The sequence below is a fragment of the Scytonema sp. UIC 10036 genome, assembly GCF_009725235.1.
In genome coordinates this window covers 1-21,846 of record NZ_WJFC01000220.1, presented here as the reverse complement: position 1 = coordinate 21,846, position 21,846 = coordinate 1, and the positions used below count along the sequence as shown (strand labels likewise).

At 45.9% G+C, this 21,846-nt stretch carries 7 protein-coding genes; 6 read left to right on the top strand and 1 reads right to left on the bottom strand.

Going from position 1 to position 21,846, the window contains the following annotated elements; all coding sequences use genetic code 11:
- The 5 genes from F7734_RS51710 to F7734_RS62600 all read left to right on the top strand — a co-directional run.
- A partial coding sequence (locus F7734_RS51710; protein ID WP_155752055.1) for a type I polyketide synthase occupies positions 1–5,393 on the top strand: 5,393 nt, incomplete at its 5' end.
- A 713-nt stretch (positions 5,394–6,106) separates the two neighbouring features.
- Positions 6,107–7,891 (top strand): tryptophan 7-halogenase, encoded by a 1,785-nt coding sequence (locus tag F7734_RS51705; RefSeq protein ID WP_155752054.1) that lies wholly within the window; start codon positions 6,107–6,109, stop codon positions 7,889–7,891.
- 304 nt (positions 7,892–8,195) lie between these two features.
- Positions 8,196–13,235, top strand: a complete 5,040-nt coding sequence (locus F7734_RS51700) for a type I polyketide synthase (protein ID WP_155752053.1) — start codon at positions 8,196–8,198, stop codon at positions 13,233–13,235.
- Between the two features lie 290 nt (positions 13,236–13,525).
- Positions 13,526–16,741, top strand: a complete 3,216-nt coding sequence (locus F7734_RS51695) for a type I polyketide synthase (RefSeq protein WP_155752052.1) — start codon at positions 13,526–13,528, stop codon at positions 16,739–16,741.
- An 8-nt stretch (positions 16,742–16,749) separates the two neighbouring features.
- A complete protein-coding gene (locus tag F7734_RS62600; RefSeq protein WP_155752051.1) occupies positions 16,750–18,366 on the top strand; it encodes a condensation domain-containing protein in 1,617 nt (538 codons plus the stop codon).
- A gap of 110 nt (positions 18,367–18,476) precedes the next feature.
- Here F7734_RS62600 and F7734_RS51685 read toward each other — a convergent pair whose 3' ends face one another.
- Positions 18,477–18,656: a hypothetical protein gene (locus F7734_RS51685; RefSeq protein WP_155752050.1), complete on the bottom strand. Its 180-nt coding sequence runs from the start codon at positions 18,654–18,656 to the stop codon at positions 18,477–18,479.
- A 4-nt stretch (positions 18,657–18,660) separates the two neighbouring features.
- Here F7734_RS51685 and F7734_RS51680 point away from each other — a divergent pair, with 4 nt between their 5' ends.
- Entirely contained in the window at positions 18,661–21,597 is a 2,937-nt protein-coding gene (locus tag F7734_RS51680) for an amino acid adenylation domain-containing protein (RefSeq protein WP_155752049.1), read from the top strand.
- Positions 21,598–21,846 lie beyond the last annotated feature (249 nt).

Sequence of the window (21,846 nt, the reverse complement as noted above, 5' to 3'; positions counted from 1 at the left end):
CCCCCCTCCTACTCCCCCTATCCGCCCATAGCCCAGAAGCTGTCAAATCTTTAGCGCAAGCCTATCAGAACTTTCTGGAGTCTCAAGAATTTGATGCTGCTGCATTACAAGATATTTGTTACACAGCTAGTGTTCGGCGCACTCACCAAGAACACCGTTTAGCAGTTGTTGTTAACTCTCCTGCACAAGTCAAGGAAAGTTTACAAAATTTTGTACAAGGCAACACAGACGTTAATGTATCTTTTGGTCGCAAAAATCGCCGTCGCCGCCCGAAAGTAGCTTTCGTTTTTTCCGGTCAAGGTCCTCAATGGTGGGCTATGGGACGGGAGTTACTAGAACAGGAACCAGTGTTTCGCTCGGTTATGGAGCAGTGCGATGAACTTATCAAATCTCATACGGGTTGGTCTGTGTTAGAAGAACTGACCAAGGAAGATGCTTCCCAATCCCGCTTGCAAGAAACAGAGTTTGCTCAACCAGCTATTTTTGCGCTGCAAGTGGCACTTGCTCGGATGTGGCGTTCTTGGGGTATTGACCCAGATGCGGTTGTGGGTCACAGTTTGGGAGAAGTTGCCGCAGCCCATATCTCTGGTGCTGTTACATTAGAAGATGCGGCTTATTTGATTTGCCATCGAGGACGCTTGATGCAACAAGCAACGGGTAACGGTAAAATGGCTGCGATCGAACTGTCGGCAAAAGAGACAGAGCGTTTGTTGTCTGGATACGAAGATCGTCTCACGATCGCAGCGATGAACAGTCCCACTTCTACTGTTATCTCAGGAGAACCGTTCGCTGTCGAATCAGTCCTCAAGTTACTCCAGCAAGAGCAACCACAAGTTTTCTGCAAGCTGCTCCCTGTGAATTATGCATTTCACAGTCCTCAAATGGTTCCCTTTGCTGTAGAACTGGTACAATATCTGCACCAAATTCAGCCACAGCAAGGAACGATTCCTTTCTTCTCCACCGTCACGGGTCAAATGAGTCACGGTGCAGATTTAGATGCGACTTACTGGGGTCGAAATTTAGAGCAATCCGTCCGTTTTGCAGACGCGATTGAGGAATTGGCAATCGCAGGTCAAACCATCTTTATAGAAGTTAGCCCGCACCCTGTGCTTTCAGGTTATATTTCCCAGTGCCTCAATCATCTCAATAAAGAAGGTACAGTTTTGCCCTCCCTGCGACGGGGGCAGCGGGAACGAGCTACATTACTGAGTTCTTTAAGCAACCTTTATACTCAGGGATTTCCAGTAAACTGGCAGCAGCTGTATCCATCTACAGGCTCGGTTGTTAGTCTACCTTCCTACCCTTGGCAACGTCAAAGATATTGGTTTGAACGGAAAAAACAGAAGCCAGTTTTGCACACTCGGGGTACATCATTACATCCCTTGCTCGGTCAGCGAGTGCGATCGCCACTCAAGGAAATTTTATTCGAGTCTGAGTTGAGTGTCGATTTGCAACCTTTCCTGGTCGATCATCAGGTTTATGGTATGGTAGTTCTGCCAGGGGCGGGTTATTTGGAAATAGCCTTAGCTGGGGCAGTAGCGGCTCTTGGCTTAGGTTCAAATTGCCTAAAACAGGTCTTAATTCAAGAAGCACTTATCTTACCAGAAGATAGCGGTCGATTAGTGCAGCTAATACTAACACCTGAAGAAGCTAATGGACAAGTTTCTTTCCGGATATTAAGTACTGAAGTTGATGGTGCAGAGGATTCTGCAACTTCCTGGATACAGCACGCGGCTGGAAAAATCGATGCTGGCAAAACATACTCAGTACAGTCATTCATTTCTTTCAAAGAGCTTCAAGAACGCTTTCAAGAACAGTTATCCGTTGAAGACTTTTATCAACAGTTGCAAAAGAGGGGACTGTTTTATGGACCGAGTTTTCAGGGAATTGAGCAACTCTGGCGGCGCGATGGGGAAGCTTTGGGGCGAATTCGGCTTCCTGAAGCATTAGTCAGGGAAGCCCAAGCGTATCATTTGCACCCAGTGTTGATGGATTCTGGTTTCCAGCTTTTGTTTGCAACCTTGGCTAGTCCGGGAGAAGAAGATACTTATTTGCCCGTAGGTTTAGACAGCCTGCATTTATACCGCCGCCCTGATACTCAATTGTGGATTCACGGTCGAATACGACACAAGGAGGGAACAAACCAAGAAACTCTCACAAGTGACCTGTGGCTGTTCGATGATGCCGGACAAATTATAGCAGAGATTGAGGGTTTCCACGTCAAGCGTGCAAAGCGTGAGGCGCTGCTGCACAATACGCAGGAAAACCTTAGCAATTGGCTCTACGAGGTGGAATGGCAACCCAAGCTTCGCCAAGGTCAGTCTTTACCAGCGGACTATATGTTTAGCCCCCTGCAAGTTCGCGATCGCATCCAACCCCTAGTCTCTAAATTGAGCGTCAAGCACGGAATGGAGGTCTATGAAGAATTATTTCTTCATCTTGAGGCTCTGAGTGCTGCTTACGTTCTCCAGGCGTTCCAGAAAATGGGTTGGGAGTTCCATCCTCAAGTACGCTTTACAAATAACTCTTTAGCGCAGAAGTTAGGTATCATAGACCGATATCACAGACTACTAGGTCGGCTACTTGAGATGCTACATGAAGAAGGAGTGCTTAGGCAGAGTGGTTCTGAATGGGAAATTTGCCAAGTTCCTTGTTCGGAAGTAGTGCCTTTAGAGATGCATAATGCCATTTTGGCTAAATACCCAGCTTTTGAAGCTGAACTGATCTTACTTGGTCGGTGCGGTGAAAAATTGGCGGAAATTCTGCGGGGAGAGTGCGATCCACTGCAACTGCTATTCCCTGATGGTGATTTGACATCTGCTGAGAATTTGTATCAAAATTCCCCTGGTAGCCACGTGTTTAACCGATTGGTACAAGAGGCCGTTTCAGTTGCCATAGAACGCCTACCAAAGGGACGAACAGTTCGTATTTTGGAAATAGGTGCGGGAACTGGGGGAACCTCATCCTACGTACTACCCCATCTTCCAGCAAATCAAGCGGAGTATACATTTACTGATGTATCCCACTTGTTCATGTCAAACGCTCAGGAAAAGTTCCGTGATTTTCCGTTTGTGAAATATCAGCTTTTAGATATTGAACAAGACATTGAATCACAGGGATTTGTTCCCCATCAGTTTGATATCATTTTGGCAGCCAATGTTATTCATGCGACATTAAGCTTAAAGGAAAGTTTGAAGCACATCCAGCAACTTTTGGCACCAGAAGGAATGTTGGTGTTGTTCGAGGCAACCGGACCCCAGCGTTGGTTGGATTTGACATTTGGGTTGACAGAGGGCTGGTGGAGGTTTGCGGATATAGACTTGCGACCAGCATACCCATTACTAGCTCCATACCAGTGGCAGAATTTGTTGCAGGAGGCTGGATTTATTGAAACAGCTGCAATTCCGCAAGCAGAGCTAAGCAGCAACAGTTTATCTTATCAATCTGTTATTCTTGCCCAAGCTCCTCAACTCAACAAAGAAACTGAACAGCTAGAAAGCAACTCGTCCATACTAGAGAAAAGCAGTTGGCTGATTTTTGCCGACAGCAAGGGAGTTGGTCAGAAGCTAGCGGCACAGATAAGGTCACGTGGGCAAACCTGTGTTATTATCTCTCCTGGCGAGTTTTACGAACAGTTAAGTAAGGAGCAATACAGGCTCAACCCAGCGCAGCCCGAAGACTTTCGGAAGTTGCTTAAAGAAGTTGGGGGAAGTGATAGACCGCCATGCCGTAGGGTAGTACACTTGTGGAGCTTAGAGGCAACAGCGTCAGAAGTACTGACAGTAGGTGACGTAAAAGCAGCATCCGTTCTAGGATGTCGCAGTGTTCTTCACCTGGTTCAGGCTCTGGTCACGACTGAACTCTCCGAATCTCCATCCTTATGCTTGGTAACCCAAGGTGCTCAGGCAGTGGGATCGGAACCAACGCCGTTGGCAGTAGCGCAAGCATCGTTGTGGGGTCTCGGTAAAGTGATTGCAGTAGAGCATCCAGAACTGCATTGCATACAAGTGGATTTAGATCCAACAGATGAAACCGAGCAGGTAAAAGCTCTCTTTGACGAACTCTGTTTAGGGTACACAGAAGCTCAAGAACAACTGGCATTTCGTAATGGACTACGCTATGTTCCTCGTTTAGTGCGTAGCCGCAAGCTTGAACCACAGCCTCTGCACTTGCAGCCCGATGGCACTTACCTGATTACAGGCGGTTTGGGTGGTCTTGGTTTGCTAGTTGCCCAATGGCTGGTAGAGCAAGGAGCACGGCATTTAGTGTTGATGGGACGCAGAGGTGCTTCTGATGAGGCTAAGGTCACCTTAAGCAAGTTAGAGCAAATAGGTGCTCAAATCCGAGTGTTTCAGGCTGATGTGTCTGTTGCAGAGGAAGTCGCTAGAGCGCTAGCTGAAATTGAACTCTCGATGCCGCCACTTCGGGGAGTTATACATTCGGCAGGGGTTCTTGAAGACGGCGTGTTGGCGCGGCAAGACTGGCAGCAGTTTGCCAAAGTATTGTCACCCAAAGTCCAAGGAGCTTGGAATCTACACGTCCTGACACAGAATAAACCTTTAGACTTCTTCGTTCTGTTCTCCTCAGCCACCGCCCTGTTTGGCTCGCCCGGTCAAGGTAATCATGCAGCAGCCAACTCTTTTCTGGATGGTCTAGCTTATCATCGCAGATCTCTAGGGTTGCCAGCTTTAAGTATCAACTGGGGGGCATGGGCTGAGTTAGGAGTCGTAGCAAACCGCAACTTTAGCGAGCAAACGAATATGCGCGGTGTGGATACTATTGTACCGAAGCAAGGAATACAGATACTGGAACAGGTGTTCCACCATCCCTCTGCTCAGATTGGAGTCGTGCCGATCGATTGGTCGCAGTTTATGCAAAGATTTACAGCGGAGACTGCCCCATCGTTCCTCTCGGAGTTAGCCCTTGAAGCAGACTCACGCGTAAAAACCGAGCAACTATCCGTGCAGAAAGATGAGTTCTTGATGCGATTAAAGCAAGCTTCGCCTCGCGATCGCCAAGAATTGTTACTGGCTCACCTCCAAGACCAAGTCACCAAAGTTTTAAGTTTAAGTTCATCCCATCGATTAGAGCCGCACCAAGGTTTCTTTGACCTTGGGATGGACTCCCTAACCTCTGTGGAGTTGAGGAATCGTCTCCAAATATCTCTGGGACGCGCCCTTCCTTCAACGTTAATCTTTGACTATCCAACTCTCAATGCTCTTGCTGCGTATCTGAAGAGTGAGATGTTTCTTGAGGAATCTCACGACGACAACTCACAAGCAATTTCAGAGAACAATAATCAGCAAACTACGACTGTAGCAGAAATCGGACAGCTTTCAGAAGAAGATGCAGAAGCATTACTGCTCCTAGAACTAGAAACCATTAAATTCTAAGAGAGTCTGCGCTACTAGCTACTAGTAGTTCACCACATAAGTTTTAACGGGTTAGTTTAAGTTGTGATTGATTGTTACGGCGCTGAAGCGCAACTACAAACCTATCAAAACAAATGATAATACTTAAGTGATGAAAATGAATCAGCCCATTCTTGTTCCAATCTCTATCGATATGCAAACTTTGAAACGTCAGTGACTCCAGATGTCCGCTCACTACCAATACTGCGTAGGTTTTGCATAAAAATCCGAAATTACGTAGGTTGGGGAGCCAGATCTGAACCGTGTGCGTGGCGCGAATGCGCCATAGGAGGGTTTCCCTCCGCACCTTTACTGGCGTTTGAGGAACGAAACCCAACATTTATCAGCATTTGTTGGGTCGATCTGTCGCTCGACCCAACCTACTATTTCCCAAAACTTACGTAGTATTGCGCTCACTACAAGTTAATTCCTTTAAATTGCTGATGCAACAGTTGAGCATATCCGGAAAGTAGCGAGTTGAATTTGTAGGTAACTTTATCCTTCTGAGTCATTAGAAAAAATTAAAGACATGAAACGTTTGTTGGGTTTTCTCCTCAACCGCTTCTAAAAACCTACACATATCTACGCATCAATCCGTAAACATTAGCAGAAGGAAGTCAACAGTTTATCTTCCCTTGGAATTATCCAAAGAGTTCATAAATCTAGAATCACACAATTTCTCAGGAAACAAAATCATGAATAACACTAAGTCTCAAGAATACGATGTCGTCATGATGGGTGCAGGTTTTGTGGGTGTTTGCCAAGCTCGTCACCTGCTGCTGAATATCCCAGGGATAAGAATCGCCCTGATCGACCCCCGTCCAGAAGAGCGGACGCAAAAAGACCTCAAACTTGGCGAATCAATGGTGGAGGTTGCGACTCTTTTCGTTTGCAAAGAGTTGGGTCTTTATGACTACATGATTGAAAATCATCCACCCAAAGCCGGACTCAGCTTCCATTGGGCTAAAGACCCAGCAAAAACTGAAACCACCGATGATTACTATCATATCTGGAACAACAGACAACTTCCTCTTGCTTCCTTCCAAATGAATCGAGCCAAGTTCGAGCGAGATTTGCTGAAGATGAATCAATCCATGGGGGCTGACTTCTATCACGGTCGTGTGATGGATGTAGACTTGACCCCAGGAGATGCGATTAAGACTGTTAAGGTCAAGCTAGTTGATGGTGAGTATATCGAACTCAAAACCAGACACGTCATTGATGCAGCGGGTCGCAAGTTTATTATCGGGCGAAAAACAGATAATCTTCTGTTTGGACCGGAAAATTTGTTTGGTGTTGATACTGGCACAGCATGGGTACGGGTCAAAGGTGTAGATCGCACCATCTTCCATAATGGTTATGACCCAAGCGGTATTACAGCCAGTTATTACTACGCTACCAATCACTGGTTTGGTCACGGTCACTGGATATGGATGATTCCAACAGAAAAGGATTCTCAGGAAATCTCAATTGGGATTTCCCAACACCGTAGCGTCATCGCTGATAATCAAATCAATACAAAGGAGAAATTCTACGCCTTTTTAAAGGCAAATCACAACGTTCTTTATCGGTTGGTGACGAGTGGTGAAAACGTAGATTTTCACTACCTAGCGAGACCTTCTCATGCCAGTAAGACCATGTTCTCTCCAGATAACTGGTATGTGCTGGGAGATTCAGCCTGTATCTTCGACCCCTTCTATTCTTTGGGGACGTCGATGATTGCGTTTGCTATTGAATCAGTCACGGAAATTATCCGAGCCAAACTAGCAGGTGAAGCTGATGCAGAGGAGAAGCGTGCTGCTTACAACAAATTTAACCTTACTTACACACGAGTTAACAACCAACTTATCCACGATCATGACAAACAGCTTGGCCATGCTAGCATTATGAGCTGGCGCATCTACTTTGATTACATGGGATGGTTTGGTGCTGTCTTACCTATGTACGTGGGCAAATGGCATTTAGACTTAGGATTCATATCCAGATACGTAGCAAGTATTGAAGGATATATAAACGGCTTCTGGCCATATCTGCATGAGCAATTCAATGAACTAGTGGAACGCGATACCAACATCGGCTTCATGGACTGTCACCGTGCGGATCAGTTGCTCTGGGGTTACCACACAGTCAAACACTTTGATGACTTTGTAGAGAATACAAAACTCGAGCCTAGGCGATGCAACGTCTTTAGCTCCCTAAAATACACCAACTTTTTCATGGCTATTTGGTATGCAAAGTTTTTGTGGAAAGGCTTTGGACTGTCTGGCTTCTTAAAGCTGCGAAATCTATACTATATATTCAGCTTATTGAGCGATTCAGTTCAATGTGCAATAGGCGAAATGATTTACAAACAGAAAACCAAAGGCTTACCTGATAATACTAAAGTGACCAAAATGCGCCAGGAATTTGCTACTTACCACTATCGAGGTAAACTACAATCTTGGATTGAAACAGGAACTAACTTACCAGCACAAAGCTAGCAATTTTCAAGAAATAGATTATCCATAAACGTGGTTAGGGCTAAAGCACATTTAAATGTTTAAAAACCGCAGAGGCGCAGAGAAAACAGAGGAAGAGGAAACGGAGTTAATATTGCTCCTTTCCCGCTCAAGGACTACATATTTAAAAGAACCGCAAAGATATAAAACAAAGATGAAAAAGCTTATTCTCTCCTTCTCTTCCTCTGCGCCCTCTGCGCCTCTGCGGTTTTTTATTTAATCCCTCACAACACTGCCATCTTACTTCATCTTTTCTTCGGTCATCTTCTAATATCAGGAATTAAATATGAGTCCTATAGAAAATTCCCAACCTTTATCTGCTACAAAACGTGCGCTTTTAGCATTAAAAGAAATGCAAGCCAAACTCGAAGCAAACGAGCAAGCAAAGACAGAACCGATCGCTATCATTGGGTTAGGCTGTCGATTCCCAAAAGCAAACGATCCAGAAGCGTATTGGCAAATGCTGCGTGACGGGGTAGACGCAATGACAGAAGTGCCATCAGATAGATGGGATATTGACGCCTACTACGACCCCAATCCCGATGCTGCTGGGAAAATATATACCCGTAACGCCGCATTTTTGGATCGGGTAGACCAGTTTGACCCACAATTTTTTGGAATTGCCCCTCGGGAAGCTGTGAATATGGACCCCCAGCAGCGGCTGCTTTTGGAGGTTAGCTGGGAAGCCCTTGAGAATGCTGGTATTGCACCCGAGAAATTAGTTGGCAGCCAAACTGGAGTTTTCCTCGGAATTATGAATCTGGATTACTACCAGATGGTCACTACCCCCGATCTCATTAACTCCCATACTGCCACAGGCAACGCCTTTAGCGCGACTTCTGGTCGATTGTCTTACACTCTAGGTCTCCAAGGACCTTGTATGGCAATAGACACAGCCTGCTCTTCATCGCTTGTAGCTGTTCACCTTGCCTGCCAAAGCTTACGTACAAAAGAATGTCATTTAGCTCTTGCTGCTGGAGTCAATTTGATATTAACACCAACGGTGACTATGAGCGAATGTCGGGCTAAAATGCTAGCTCCTGATGGTCACTGCAAAACCTTTGATGCTGCTGCTGATGGCTTTGCTCGAGGAGAGGGTTGCGGGATTGTGGTTCTCAAACGTCTCAGTGATGCCATTGCTGACGGTGACAATATTTTAGCTCTGATTCGGGGTTCGGCAGTCAATCAGGACGGTCGCAGTGGCGGTTTGACAGTTCCTAATGGACCAGCTCAGCAAGCAGTTATCCGCTCAGCCCTAGCTAATGCTCTTGTAGAACCAGGACAAGTGAGCTATGTAGAAGCTCATGGTACCGGGACATCTCTAGGAGATCCTATTGAATTGCGAGCCTTAGCAGCAGTGTTGGGTCAGAAGCGATCGCATGACCAAAGTTTGCTCGTTGGTTCAGTGAAGACCAACATGGGACATTTGGAAGCAGCCGCTGGAGTCGCGGGTTTAATTAAGTTGGTATTGGCACTGCAAAATCAGGAAATACCACCTCATTTGCACTTAAAAAACCCCAATCCTCATATCCCCTGGTCAGAACTTCCCATTAAAATTCCGACAGAACTTACTCCTTGGACTCCCATCAACGGGAAGCGGATTGCGGGTCTTAGCTCCTTCGGCTTTAGTGGAACCAATGCTCATGTGGTCGTTGAAGAAGCTCCTCTTAGGGAGATGGGGAGATGGGGAGATGGGGAGATGGGGAGAAAACATGACCCGATCTCAGAAGAACGTCCCTTGCATTTGCTCAGCCTTTCGGCGAAAAGTGAAGAAGCATTAAAGCAGCTTGCAAATCGTTTTTCCACAGCACTGAAAGTTAATCCCAACCTCAACCTTGCTGATGTCTGCTTCACTTCCAACACGGGTCGCTCTGTCTTTGACCACAAACTGGCACTAGTAGCTGAAAATACAACGCAGGCGTGCGAGCAACTTGCAGCCTTTAGCACTGGGCAAAATCCATCTGGGGTGTTTGCAGGGTTACCTCAAGAGACCCGCAGACAAAAGATAGCATTTTTGTTTACCGGACAAGGATCTCAGTACGTAGGAATGGGACGCCAGCTTTACGAACAAGCGCCCACCTTCCGTCAAGCCCTGGATCGCTGCGATGCTATCCTGCGCCCCTATTTACAACAACCCCTGTTGTCTGTACTCTATCCAAATGATGGATCTAACTCCCCCATTGACCAGACTGCTTACACCCAACCTGCTCTGTTTGCCCTAGAATATGCTTTGTATGAATTATGGCACTCTTGGGGCATTACCCCAAATGTTGTTATGGGTCACAGCGTCGGTGAATACGTAGCAGCTTGCGTTGCAGGGGTATTCAGTCTGGAAGACGGTCTAAGGATGATAGCAGAGAGATCGCGCCTGATGCAAGCCCTACCACCAGGTGGCGAAATGGCTGCGGTGTTTGCAGATGAGGCGACTGTAAGGGCGGCGATTTCTCCCTACGGACAAAAAGTTGCGCTCGCAGCCATCAATGGACCGCAAAACGCAGTTATCTCTGGTGAAGGAGAGAGCGTACAAGCCGCGATCGCAGAACTACAAGCCAAAGGAATCGAATCCCGACACCTAAGCGTATCCCATGCGTTTCACTCACCCTTGATGGAACCAATGTTAGATGCTTTTGAAAAGCAAGCAGCAACGGTTACCTATAGCGAACCCAAGATCGACTTGATTTCCAATGTCACAGGTCAACTAGTACGCGGAGTAGAAGTCAGTCAAGCCAGTTACTGGCGGCGTCACGTGCGGGAAGCAGTACGATTTGCCGATGGAATGCAAACATTGCAAGCACAGGCGATCGACATCGTTGTAGAAATCGGACCACATACAGTTTTGAGCGGTATGGGGCGACAGTGTTTGCCAGAAGGAACTGAAGTATGGTTACCTTCCTTACGCCGAGGACATGATGATTGGCAGCAAATCCTCCAGAGTTTGGGAACGCTATACGTACATGGTGTGAAAGTAGACTGGTCTGGTTTTGACCGGGATTATCAACGAGTAAAAGTATCGCTACCCACCTATCCCTTCCAACGCAAGCGGTATTGGGTTGAGGTAGATTCCTCTAAGCAGCAAGAAGCGCCCATCGTATTGAGCACAAAGAAAGATGTCGATCGCCCCATTCACCATCTCTTGCAATCTACAAATACGAGAGAACTTGCTCAGAAGTTAGAAATAGTTGAACAACTGCCCGCAGAACAGGTAGAATCATTACTGAAAAGTTTATATACCGCTAACCTTTCTCAACGTCTTGCTAAATTATCCCCAGAAAGATATGATTTGCTCAAACAATGGCTCCAGCAAGACCAACAGAGCCTCAAGAGTGTTGAGTTGAGTGACTCACTCTACGAAGTACACTGGTTGCCACAAAACCGTAAGGCATTACCGCAGCCAAATCAAGCAACCCAACGCGGTAAGTGGCTTATCTTTGCAGATGAGACTGGAGTCGGGCAGGCACTAGCAGAACTTCTGGAAGCACGTGGCGAGAAATGTTTGATGATTTATCCCGGCGTTGCTTATGAAATCTTAGAAGCCGGACATCGGAAAATAAACCCTGGAAATTTTGATGATTTTCAACATCTGTTCCAAGATATTATCGCAAATAATGGATTGCCGTGTCGTGGAATAGTGCATTTGTGGAGTTTAGAAACGGCACTTTCTGACGAAATCACACCATCCTCGCTAGAAACTGCTCAAGTATTGGGCTGTGGTAGTGTGCTGCACCTAGTTCAGGCACTTGTCAATCATGCCCATTCAATATCACCTAAACTGTGGCTAGCAACCTGTGGAACCCAGGCAGTAGAACCAAAAGCTAGTCCCCTAGCGGTGGCTCAAGCACCTTTGTGGGGATTAGGAAGGGCGATCGCATTGGAACACGCGGAAATTTGGGGAGGGCTAATCGATTTAGACCCTAACATCTCTGGAAATAAGACAAACGCACTGTCCTTACTAGCAGAGATGTGGCAACCAGAAGGCGAAGACCAAATTGCCTTTCGCGGCGAACAACGCTATGTTCCCCGTTTAGTGCGTAGCAGCAATCTTAAACCACAACCCATACATTTGCAAGCTGATGGAACTTACCTAATTACTGGGGGCTTAGGTAGTTTAGGGCTTAAAACTGCTCAATGGATGGTAGAGCAAGGTGCGCGAAATCTGGTGCTAGTAGGGCGTAAAGGTCTACCCAGTCGCGATAGTTGGGCTAATTTACCACACGGTACCAACACTTGGGAACAAGTTAAGGCGATTCAATCCTTGGAAGACATGGGAGCCAAGGTTATCTTAGCTCAAGCTGATGTCAGTAACTTAGCTCAGATGACTGCGCTCTTTGAACAATTACACAGCAAACAAATTCCCCTAAAAGGAATCATCCATGCTGCTGGTGTTACAGATTACAAATTATTACAAGATATTGACCTAGAGACGCTTCAGTCCACTCTAAGACCTAAAGTAGTAGGCACGTGGCTTCTCCATCAACTCACCCAAGAGATGAACCTCGACTTTTTCGTTGGCTTCTCCTCAATCGCTTCGGTGTGGGGGTCTAGAGGACAAGCGCATTACGCCGCAGCCAATCACTTTATCGACGCGATCGCCCATCATCGTCAAGCATTGGGACTACCCGCTTTAAGCATCAACTGGGGACCTTGGGCAGGAAGTGGGATGGCATCTTCTGAAACCGAGACATTGTTAAAGCGAATCGGAGTAGAGGCTTGGCGTCCAGAAGAAGGGATTGCAGCCCTAACACAGATTCTAGGTACACACAGAGTTCAGACAACAGCAGCTCGAGTTGACTGGAGTACTTTCAAACCCATTTACGAAATCAAAGGACAGCGATCGCTACTAGAACAAATCGAACAACAGCCTCAACAGACAATTGAACCCGATGGAGTTAAGGTTCCAGAAATCATACAGCAATTAGAAGCACTTAGCGCAAACAAACGTTACGGTTTCTTAGTCGCTCATCTTCAAACAGCAGTCGCTAAAGTACTGGGATTAGAACAATCTCAATTACCACAGATACGACAGGGATTTGTCGAACTAGGGATGGATTCCTTAATGGCTGTCGAGCTAAAAAATAGTCTCGAAGCCAACTTAGGACATCCCTTGAGTTCAACATTAGCTTTTAACTATCCCAATATAGAGACACTTGCTAATTACCTGGCTACCGAAGTTCTATCCCTAGAACCAGCAGTAGAAACCGTTTCCAACTTGCCGAAAGATAGCTATGAGCCATCTCCATCGTCAGCAGATCTAGAACAACTTTCCTCTTCCGAACTAGCATCATTACTTGATGAAGAATTAAATAGTTGGTCAATGGTTAATGGTTAGTTGTTAATTGTTACTCCCTTCCTACCATAAGATTAACGCTCTTCTTCTCCTCTTTCTTCGTGTACTTCGCGTCTTTGCGGTTCATTTAATTAAGTAATCTTTACCTGGGATAGGAGTAGTTGTTAATTGTTAATTACCAGTCTTCCACTATAGCAGTCCAATTTGATAGATAAAACTTATTAACCGCAAAGACGCAAAGAGCGCGAAGAAAAGAGAAAAGAGAGAATTTTACAAATGTTTTAGGATTGCTATAACCATTATCCACTAATAATTTTTAAAAAAGTACGAAAATGAACAATACCTCAGATAACATCGATCATCAATCTCGCTTAAAAAATGCACTGATTGCACTTAGAGAAATGCGAGCCAAGCTTGATGCAATGCAGCATTCTAAGACAGAACCGATCGCGATTATTGGCATGGGTTGCCGATTTCCTGGTGCGAAAAACCCCCAAGCCTTTTGGTCTCTCCTGCGTGATGGAGTCGATGCTATTACCGAAATTTCTCCCGATCGCTGGGATATTAATGAATTATACGACCCAAACCCTGATACACCCGGAAAAATGTATATCCGGAGCGCCGGATTTCTGGAGCAAGTAGACCAGTTTGAACCCCAATTTTTTGGTATCACTCCACGAGAAGCTATCAGCATGGACCCCCAACAGCGACTCCTGTTAGAGGTCAGTTGGGAGGCGATCGAGCACTCTGGTACCGCTCCAGAAAAACTTAGGAACAGCCAAACTGGGGTATTTGTCGGGATTACCACCAATGATTATTTGCAACTTCAAGTAGAGTCTGGCGATCGCACCAACATCGACGCCTACAGTACCACAGGCAATTGCCTCAACGCTGTGGCTGGTCGCTTGTCGTATACCCTGGGTCTTGTAGGTCCGAGTATGATCGTCGATACAGCTTGCTCATCGTCATTGGTAGCGATCCATCTTGCTTGCCAGAGTTTACGCAACCAAGAGTGCAATCTAGCTCTTGCTGGCGGCGTCAACCTCATCCTATCACCGATTTCAACCATTGCGACTTGTAGAGCACGGATGCTAGCCCCTGATGGTCGCTGCAAAACCTTTGATGCTTCAGCAGACGGCTTTGCTCGAGGCGAAGGTTGTGGAGTTGTCGTTCTTAAGCGCCTAAGTGATGCGATCTCAGACGGTGACAACATTGTAGCTGTGATTCGAGGTTCAGCAGTCAACCAAGATGGACCCAGCAGTGGTCTTACTGTTCCCAACGGAGTCGCCCAACAAGCACTTATCCGTCAAGCCTTGGCTAATGCTGGAGTAGAGCCAGCACAAGTGAACTACATAGAAGCCCACGGTACCGGAACATCTTTAGGAGATCCCATTGAGGTAGAGTCCTTAGGAGCAGTGTTAGGTCAAGAGCGATCTAAGGAACAACCTTTAATCATTGGATCGGTAAAAACTAACATTGGTCACTTGGAGTCAGCAGCTGGGGTTGCAGGGCTAATTAAGGTAATACTGGCACTGCAAAATCAAGAAATACCCCCTCATCTACACCTAAAAAATCCCAATCCTCATATCCGGTGGGCAGAACTTCCAGTGGTGGTACCAACCGAAAGGATGCCGTGGACTGCTGTTCATGGACCCCGCATTGCAGGATTGAGTGGGTTTGGTGTTAGCGGAACCAATGCTCACATCGTGATTGAGGAGGCACCAAAGCGCCAGATTGAGTCGGTGAAACAAGAACGCCCCTTGCATCTGCTCAGCCTCTCAGCGAAAAATGAAGAAGCATTACAGGAATTAGTCAGCGACTTTTACACAACGCTCAAAGCCAATCCCAACCTCAACCTCGCCGATGTTTGCTTTACTGCCAATACGGGTCGCTCTGTTTTTGACCATCGATTGGCACTGGTTGCTCAAAACTTAGCCCAGGTGTGCGAACAATTAGCAGCCTTTAGTGTTAAGCTCAACCCAGATAACGTGTTCGCAGGGTTCTTTAAAAACACCCATAAGCCTAAGATTGCATTTTTGTTTACCGGACAAGGTTCTCAGTTTGCAGGGATGGGACGCCAACTTTACGAACAAGCGCCCACCTTCCGTGAAGCAATCGATCGCTGCGATGCTATCCTGCGCCCCTATTTACAACAACCTCTGTTGTCTGTACTCTATCCAGCAGCAGGTTCGGACTCTCCCATCAACCAGACCGCTTACACCCAACCTGCCCTGTTTGCCCTAGAATATGCTTTGTATGAATTATGGCGCTCTTGGGGCATTACCCCAGATGTTGTTATGGGTCATAGTGTCGGTGAATACGTGGCGGCTGTCAGTGCAGGAGTGTTCAGTCTGGAAGACGGTCTGAAACTGATAGCGGAGCGATCGCGCCTGATGCAAGCCCTACCAGAAGGGGGCGAAATGGCTGCGGTGTTTGCAGATGAGGCGACTGTACGGGCAGCGATTTCTCCCTATGGACGAAAAATTGCGCTCGCAGCCATCAACGGACCACAAAACGTGGTGATTTCCGGTGAACAAGAGAGTGTACGAGCAGTCGTTGTGGAACTGCAAGCCTGTGGAATTTGGTCTCGCCGCTTGAACGTGTCCCATGCGTTTCACTCGCCTTTGATAGAACCGATGTTAGATGCTTTTGAGCAGCAAGCAGCAACGGTTACCTACAGCAAACCTAACATAGATATCATTTCCAATGTCACAGGTCAACTGGTGCGCTCTTCAGAAATGAGTCAAGCCAGTTATTGGCGACATCATGTCCGCAAAACCGTGCGATTTGCCGATGGAATGCAAAAGTTGCACGCACAGGCGATCGACATCGTTGTGGAAATCGGACCAAATCCGGTACTGATTGACATAGGGCGACAGTGTTTGCCAGAGGGAACAGAAGTATGGTTACCTTCGTTGCGTCGTGAACACGATGATTGGGAGCAACTCCTCCAGAGTTTAGGAAAGTTATACGTAAACGGCGTGAAAGTTGACTGGTCGGGCTTTGACCGGGATTACCAACGTGCAAAAGTGTCCTTACCTACCTATCCTTTCCAACGCCAACGTTATTGGTTAGACATCAAAGCCGCTGAAGTGGCTTCCAACAAAGAGCAAGCACAAATTAAAAAGCAAGAGACTTTCTCGACCAGCATTCCAGAAACTAATTTTAAAGACCGCATCCTTGCTATAATTGCCAAGACGAGCGGACAAAAACAAGACCAAATTGGTCTAGATATGACCCTGGAAGGAGAACTTGGTCTCGATTCTCTCATGATGACGCAACTCATGAGCGACCTAGCAAAAATCATTCCAGACAACAAAAAAGTAGCGTTTAGCAGTCAGTTTTCATTACGTGACCTGATGCAGTTGCAAACTGTAAGACAAGTCATTCAAAGATTTGAAGAATGGCAACCCTCTGGTGAAAAAGATACAAACAGCACCGAAGAGACAAAAGTTGTAAATCTAGACCCCCATGTGCGGCGATCGCTCACAACCGAGTCTGAAAATCCCTCTTCCCTATCCCCTACCCCCTATCCCCTACCCCTATAAGCGTAGAAATGCTACACGGTCAGTATTTCCACTTAGTAGGACACTGGGTTGTCAATTCCAACAGTCTGTTCTCTTCCTTGCGTTTACAAGGGTCGTTTGACACAGATGTTGCATGGCAAAGCTGGAAACACCTAATATCTCGCCATCCCATGTTACGAGCTCGCTTCCATGTACCAGAAGGCGCAACTCGCTTCAGAGACTATCAGATGGAAGTTCTGGAAGAAGTAGCTCCCCCTGAAATCCCAGTCACCGATCTCAGACATCTTGACAGTGATGCTCAAGAACAGGCAATACAAGAAGAGTTACACCGATGGCTAAATTACCAATGGTCAATGATTGAATGGCCACTGCATCGATTTTCCGTACTTCGCCTGCAAGATAACGATTATCAACTGTTTCTAGGCAACGAACATTTGATTTCAGATGCTTTAGGAAATCATATAATATTGCGCGAATTTATGGAAATTTATCGCGCACTAGTCAGCAATGATAAACCCAATCTGCCTCCCGCTACCACACTCCAAGAATACGCTGAAGTCGTTAGAGCTATGAATGCTTGGTATGACCCAGAGGAAGAGCGTTCGCTAGCAGAGTATACTAGCAAACAGGGTAAAAATTCTTACTTCTGGAACCCCAAAGGTGTTACTGTTGAAAATACCTGTCCTCAATTTCACACCCTACGGTACCGCCTTGGACGCGAAACCACTGCTAAGCTAATTGCCCAAACCCGCGAATGGCGATTGCCTATCAATACTCTCTTGATGGGAGCATTCCTGCGATCGGTTGTGAAGTTTGAGCAGTCCTCTCAGTCTGCGATCCTTCAAGTCCCCACAGGCGGAAGAATCTATCCAGGGGTAGATGCATCTCATATAGTCAGCAGTTTCGCACAGAATTTAGCGCTAAGCTTCGAGCCACCACAGCCAAACGAAGACTGGTCAACTTTGTTAAATCGTCTTCATCAGGAAGTTCAAAATGGCATAGCCAGCGGTCTTGACAGAGCTCAAACTCGTCAGATTGGCACGATTTTCCGGAATAATATAGCGTTAGAAGACGGCAAAATTCCCGAACATAGTGTATCTGTATTCCGAAGTGCGTTGAAATCCAATCTCTATTTCCCTTACACGGGACACACCCATATAGAAACTCAATACGGTCCCATAGCAGTAACAGGTTATCAAGCAGGTGGTATCAACGCAGCAGGAACGGTAGATATTTTACAGGAGATATTTGACGACAGCCTGCATCTGTTTGCAAGTTACGATGAGAAATTCTTCAACCTGTCCGTAATTGACAGCTTAATGAGGGAATATATCTCACAGATAGAAGAATTAACCTCACTAACAATTCAACCCCAAGAGGTAACACAACCGCTTCCAGTATCACAAAAAGACACTAAGAATGATACCAATATCGAGTCTCTACTCAAACAAGTAGCAGAGGAAATTTGTCACTACCCAATTACCTCTGAAGAGATGGACCAAGATTTAGAGGCGGACTTAGGTATGGATTCACTAGAACGCATCCGCATCGTTACCCGTCTTGAAAAATTACACGGAAAAGTCGATCGCCAAGCCTTGCTCAGTTGCAGGAGTTTGCAGGAAATGGCAAACGTACTGTGTATGTAAAGAAGCTCTCTCACTTCTTACCTCTGTGTACTCTGCGCCTCTGCGGTTAAATAAATTATTTTTGAACCGCAGAGGGCGCAGAGGGCGCAGAGAGCGCATCATAGAACACTCTACCAACGGGCGAGACGCCCATCCCACAAGATACACAAACCCAATCCAAAATCCAAAATCCAAAATCCAAAATCCCTTAATCCAAAATCCAAAATCCAAAATCCAAAATCGGTTAATCCAAAATCCAAAATCCAAAATCCAAAATCGGTTAATCCAAAATCCATTAATTGGGAAATCATTAAAATGAGCAATACTATAAAAATTCCTTACCTAAAAATTGTTGAACAGATTCAGCAAACACCTGACGCTGTAGCCGTACTGCATAAAGAAACCAAATTAACTTACGCCGAATTACATCGCCTTTCCAATCAAGTTGCGAATTACTTGCGTACCCTAGGTGTAGGACCAAACACTTTAGTAGGCATTATGACACAGCGCGGACCTCTGATGGTAATAGGAATTTTAGGTATCCTGAAAGCTGGCGGTGCTTATGTTCCCCTCGATCCTTCCTACCCAGCAGAACGCATACGCTATATTCTAGACCATGCCAAAATTAGCACTCTCCTTGCTGAGTCCCAAGTAACTTCCAAACTTGAAGAATGCTTGGATGAGAAGTCGCTATTGCATACCCTGATGTTTTTGGACAATAAAGAAACGTTCCAGGAAAGAAAAGAACTTAGCCTAGTTGATAAAAACATTTGGTCTCTTGTCTCAGATGAAGCTCCAAATTATACCAATCTCCCAGACGATTTGATGACAGTTCTGTATACTTCTGGGTCTACTGGTCGTCCTAAAGGCGTTATGCTCAACCATCGCGGCTATATGAACCGCCTGGAGTGGATGCAAAAAACCTTTCAGCTAAAACCCGGAGACCGGGTAGCGCAGAAAACTTCTTTCTGTTTCGATATATCGGTTTGGGAACTCTTTTGGACACTAATGGAGGGAGCTACGATTTGCCCTGTAGAAAGGGAAACAGTCATCAATCCTTGGGAGTTTGCACAGTGGATAAAGGATACCCAAATCAATATTATGCACTTTGTCCCTTCCCTATTTGGAGAGTTTATCAGTGCTTTGGAAGATGAAACTTGGTCATTTCCTCACCTGCGCTGGTTAGTCTTTAGTGGTGAAGCTTTGCCGTTATCTTTTATACAACGCTGGATTGATAAGTATGGTATGGGTACTGGGTTAGCAAACTTGTACGGACCGACTGAAGCATCCATTGACGTAACCGCTCATATCATGACTCAGCGCCCTGAGGAGAATATTCCTATCGGGAAAGCCATTGATAACGTCTACATCAAAATATTAAATGAGCAAATGCAGCCCGTTGCGCCAGGAGAGTTAGGAGAACTTTGGATAGGAGGTATACAACTGGCAAAGGGTTATCTGAACGATGTGGAACGGACATCAGCCGCCTTCCGCCCCAATCCCTTTTCCGATATTCCTGGAGAACATCTCTACCGCACTGGGGATTTGGCAAAAGAATTGTCAGATGGTAGTTTTGAATACCACGGACGTATTGACCACCAAGTTAAAATACGTGGTTTTCGTGTAGAATTGGGAGAAATTGAAAGCGTTCTCAATACTCATCAATCCGTTCGTGAAGCAGCCGTCTTAGCAGTCGATTATGGATCTGGGCAAAAAAGGTTGGTCGCTTGGATGTCCGGACAGAAGGTTAACAACCGACAAATTAAGGAACATCTCTCCAAGCAATTACCGGATTACATGATTCCTCAACGATTGGAATGGCTCCCCAGTTTGCCCAAGAATCATAATGGTAAGCTGGATCGCAAAGCTCTGCTAGCTCTACTACCTGAGAACCGTCCAACAACAGAAAAAGCTGTAACTGCAACTGATTCATCGGATGAATACTTACCCCTCGGTTCAGCTCAGCGTTGGCTGGTATCATACTTCCAGCCACCTTACCAGTGGACGGGGTATACGCGGTTTCTATACCACAAACCCTTAAATCTGGAGATTTTCAACAAAGCCCTCAACCTTATGGTGGCACGTCATCCCGCCCTGCGTACTGTCTTTGTGTCAGTCCAAGGACAATGGCAACAGCGAGTGCTCGCTCAACCTCAACCACTGACGGTTATCTTCCACGATCGCAGTCATCTGACAGACAAACAGCGCGATGAACAAATCCGTAACATTATACAACAAAGCAGCGAAAAACTCCAGATTAATGAGTGGCCTCTGATGTCAACAATCGTAATTAAGGTGAGTGAATCTTGCTATGACATTGCAATTGTTGCACATCATATCATTGCTGATATGCTCAGTACAACTGTGTTATTTAAGGAACTCTGGTACGCGTATGACCAGATGTTGGCGGGTGGAAATGTCAGCTTTGAAAACTCTTCTCCACTGTCTTATACAGATTATGTGCGTTTGCTTGTGGAACAAGACAAACGTGGATCTTTGGCGAGCCACGTTGATTATTGGAATTCCCAGTTCCCCTCTAGGGAATACACGTTCCTAGTTCCTTTTGACCATCTTAAAGGCTCCAACGATGAGGCTTCTGCTTGCAGTCAAACATTTGTCTTGACCAAAGAACAAACTGATGCACTACTACGCAAAGCCAAGCCGTATTACGGCTGTAATGTGTATACACTTTTACTGGCTCCTCTATACCAGCTCATGGCAAATTGGTCTAACAAATCTTGGGTTGTGGTTAGTCATCGTACCAACGGTAGAGACTTGGGTGAGAATCATTTGTTTTGGGAAAGTGTTGGTAACTACGCTGTCAATTTCCCCGTAGGCATCGACGTAGAACATCAGAACAACTGGGAACAGATTATTAAGAATATTAAAGATGGATTTGATAGGCTGCCAATGAATGGTAATACCTTTGATTGGATATGCGATCGCTTGCCCAGCCATATCTATCCTGATGCTAATTTGACACCCATACGAGCGAATTACCTGGGGAACCGTACTCTTCCGGTATCTGAGGTGTTTGAATTCATGGCAGAAGATCGCGATCGCCGATTGTCTCCTCCCGAACAAAAACGCACAACTTTGCTGGAGTTTTTCTTTTTCACCATCAATGGAAGCTTGTACTTAGAAATCGAATACTCTCGCAATTTCCATCTAAGCGAAACCATCAACAAGCTTGGCAAGCAGTATCTAATGCTTATGGCTGATATGCTTGCAGCTATGTATGTGGAATTATAAAGGGAACGAGAGAAATGGTTCCCTCCCCTTTACAAGGGGAGGGCTAGGGTGGGGTATTTTTGAGAATAGTCACAGTTCTAAGAGGTTGTTGGAAAAGTGATTGGCTGTAATTTTCATCACATGATTACCCCCCTTAATCCCCCCTTAGAAAGGGGGGAAATTAAGAAAAATCTGGTTCCCTCCCCTTTACAAGGGGAGGGCTAGGGTGGGGTATTTTTGAGAATAGTCACAGTTCTAAGAGGTTGTTGG

Coding starts and splice junctions, on each gene's coding strand:
- F7734_RS62600 (WP_155752051.1), top strand. CDS start 16,750: ATGCTACACGGTCAGTATTTCCACTTAGTAGGACACTGGGTTGTCAAT.
- F7734_RS51685 (WP_155752050.1), bottom strand. CDS start 18,656: ATGATTTCCCAATTAATGGATTTTGGATTAACCGATTTTGGATTTTGG.
- F7734_RS51705 (WP_155752054.1), top strand. CDS start 6,107: ATGAATAACACTAAGTCTCAAGAATACGATGTCGTCATGATGGGTGCA.
- F7734_RS51680 (WP_155752049.1), top strand. CDS start 18,661: ATGAGCAATACTATAAAAATTCCTTACCTAAAAATTGTTGAACAGATT.
- F7734_RS51695 (WP_155752052.1), top strand. CDS start 13,526: ATGAACAATACCTCAGATAACATCGATCATCAATCTCGCTTAAAAAAT.
- F7734_RS51700 (WP_155752053.1), top strand. CDS start 8,196: ATGAGTCCTATAGAAAATTCCCAACCTTTATCTGCTACAAAACGTGCG.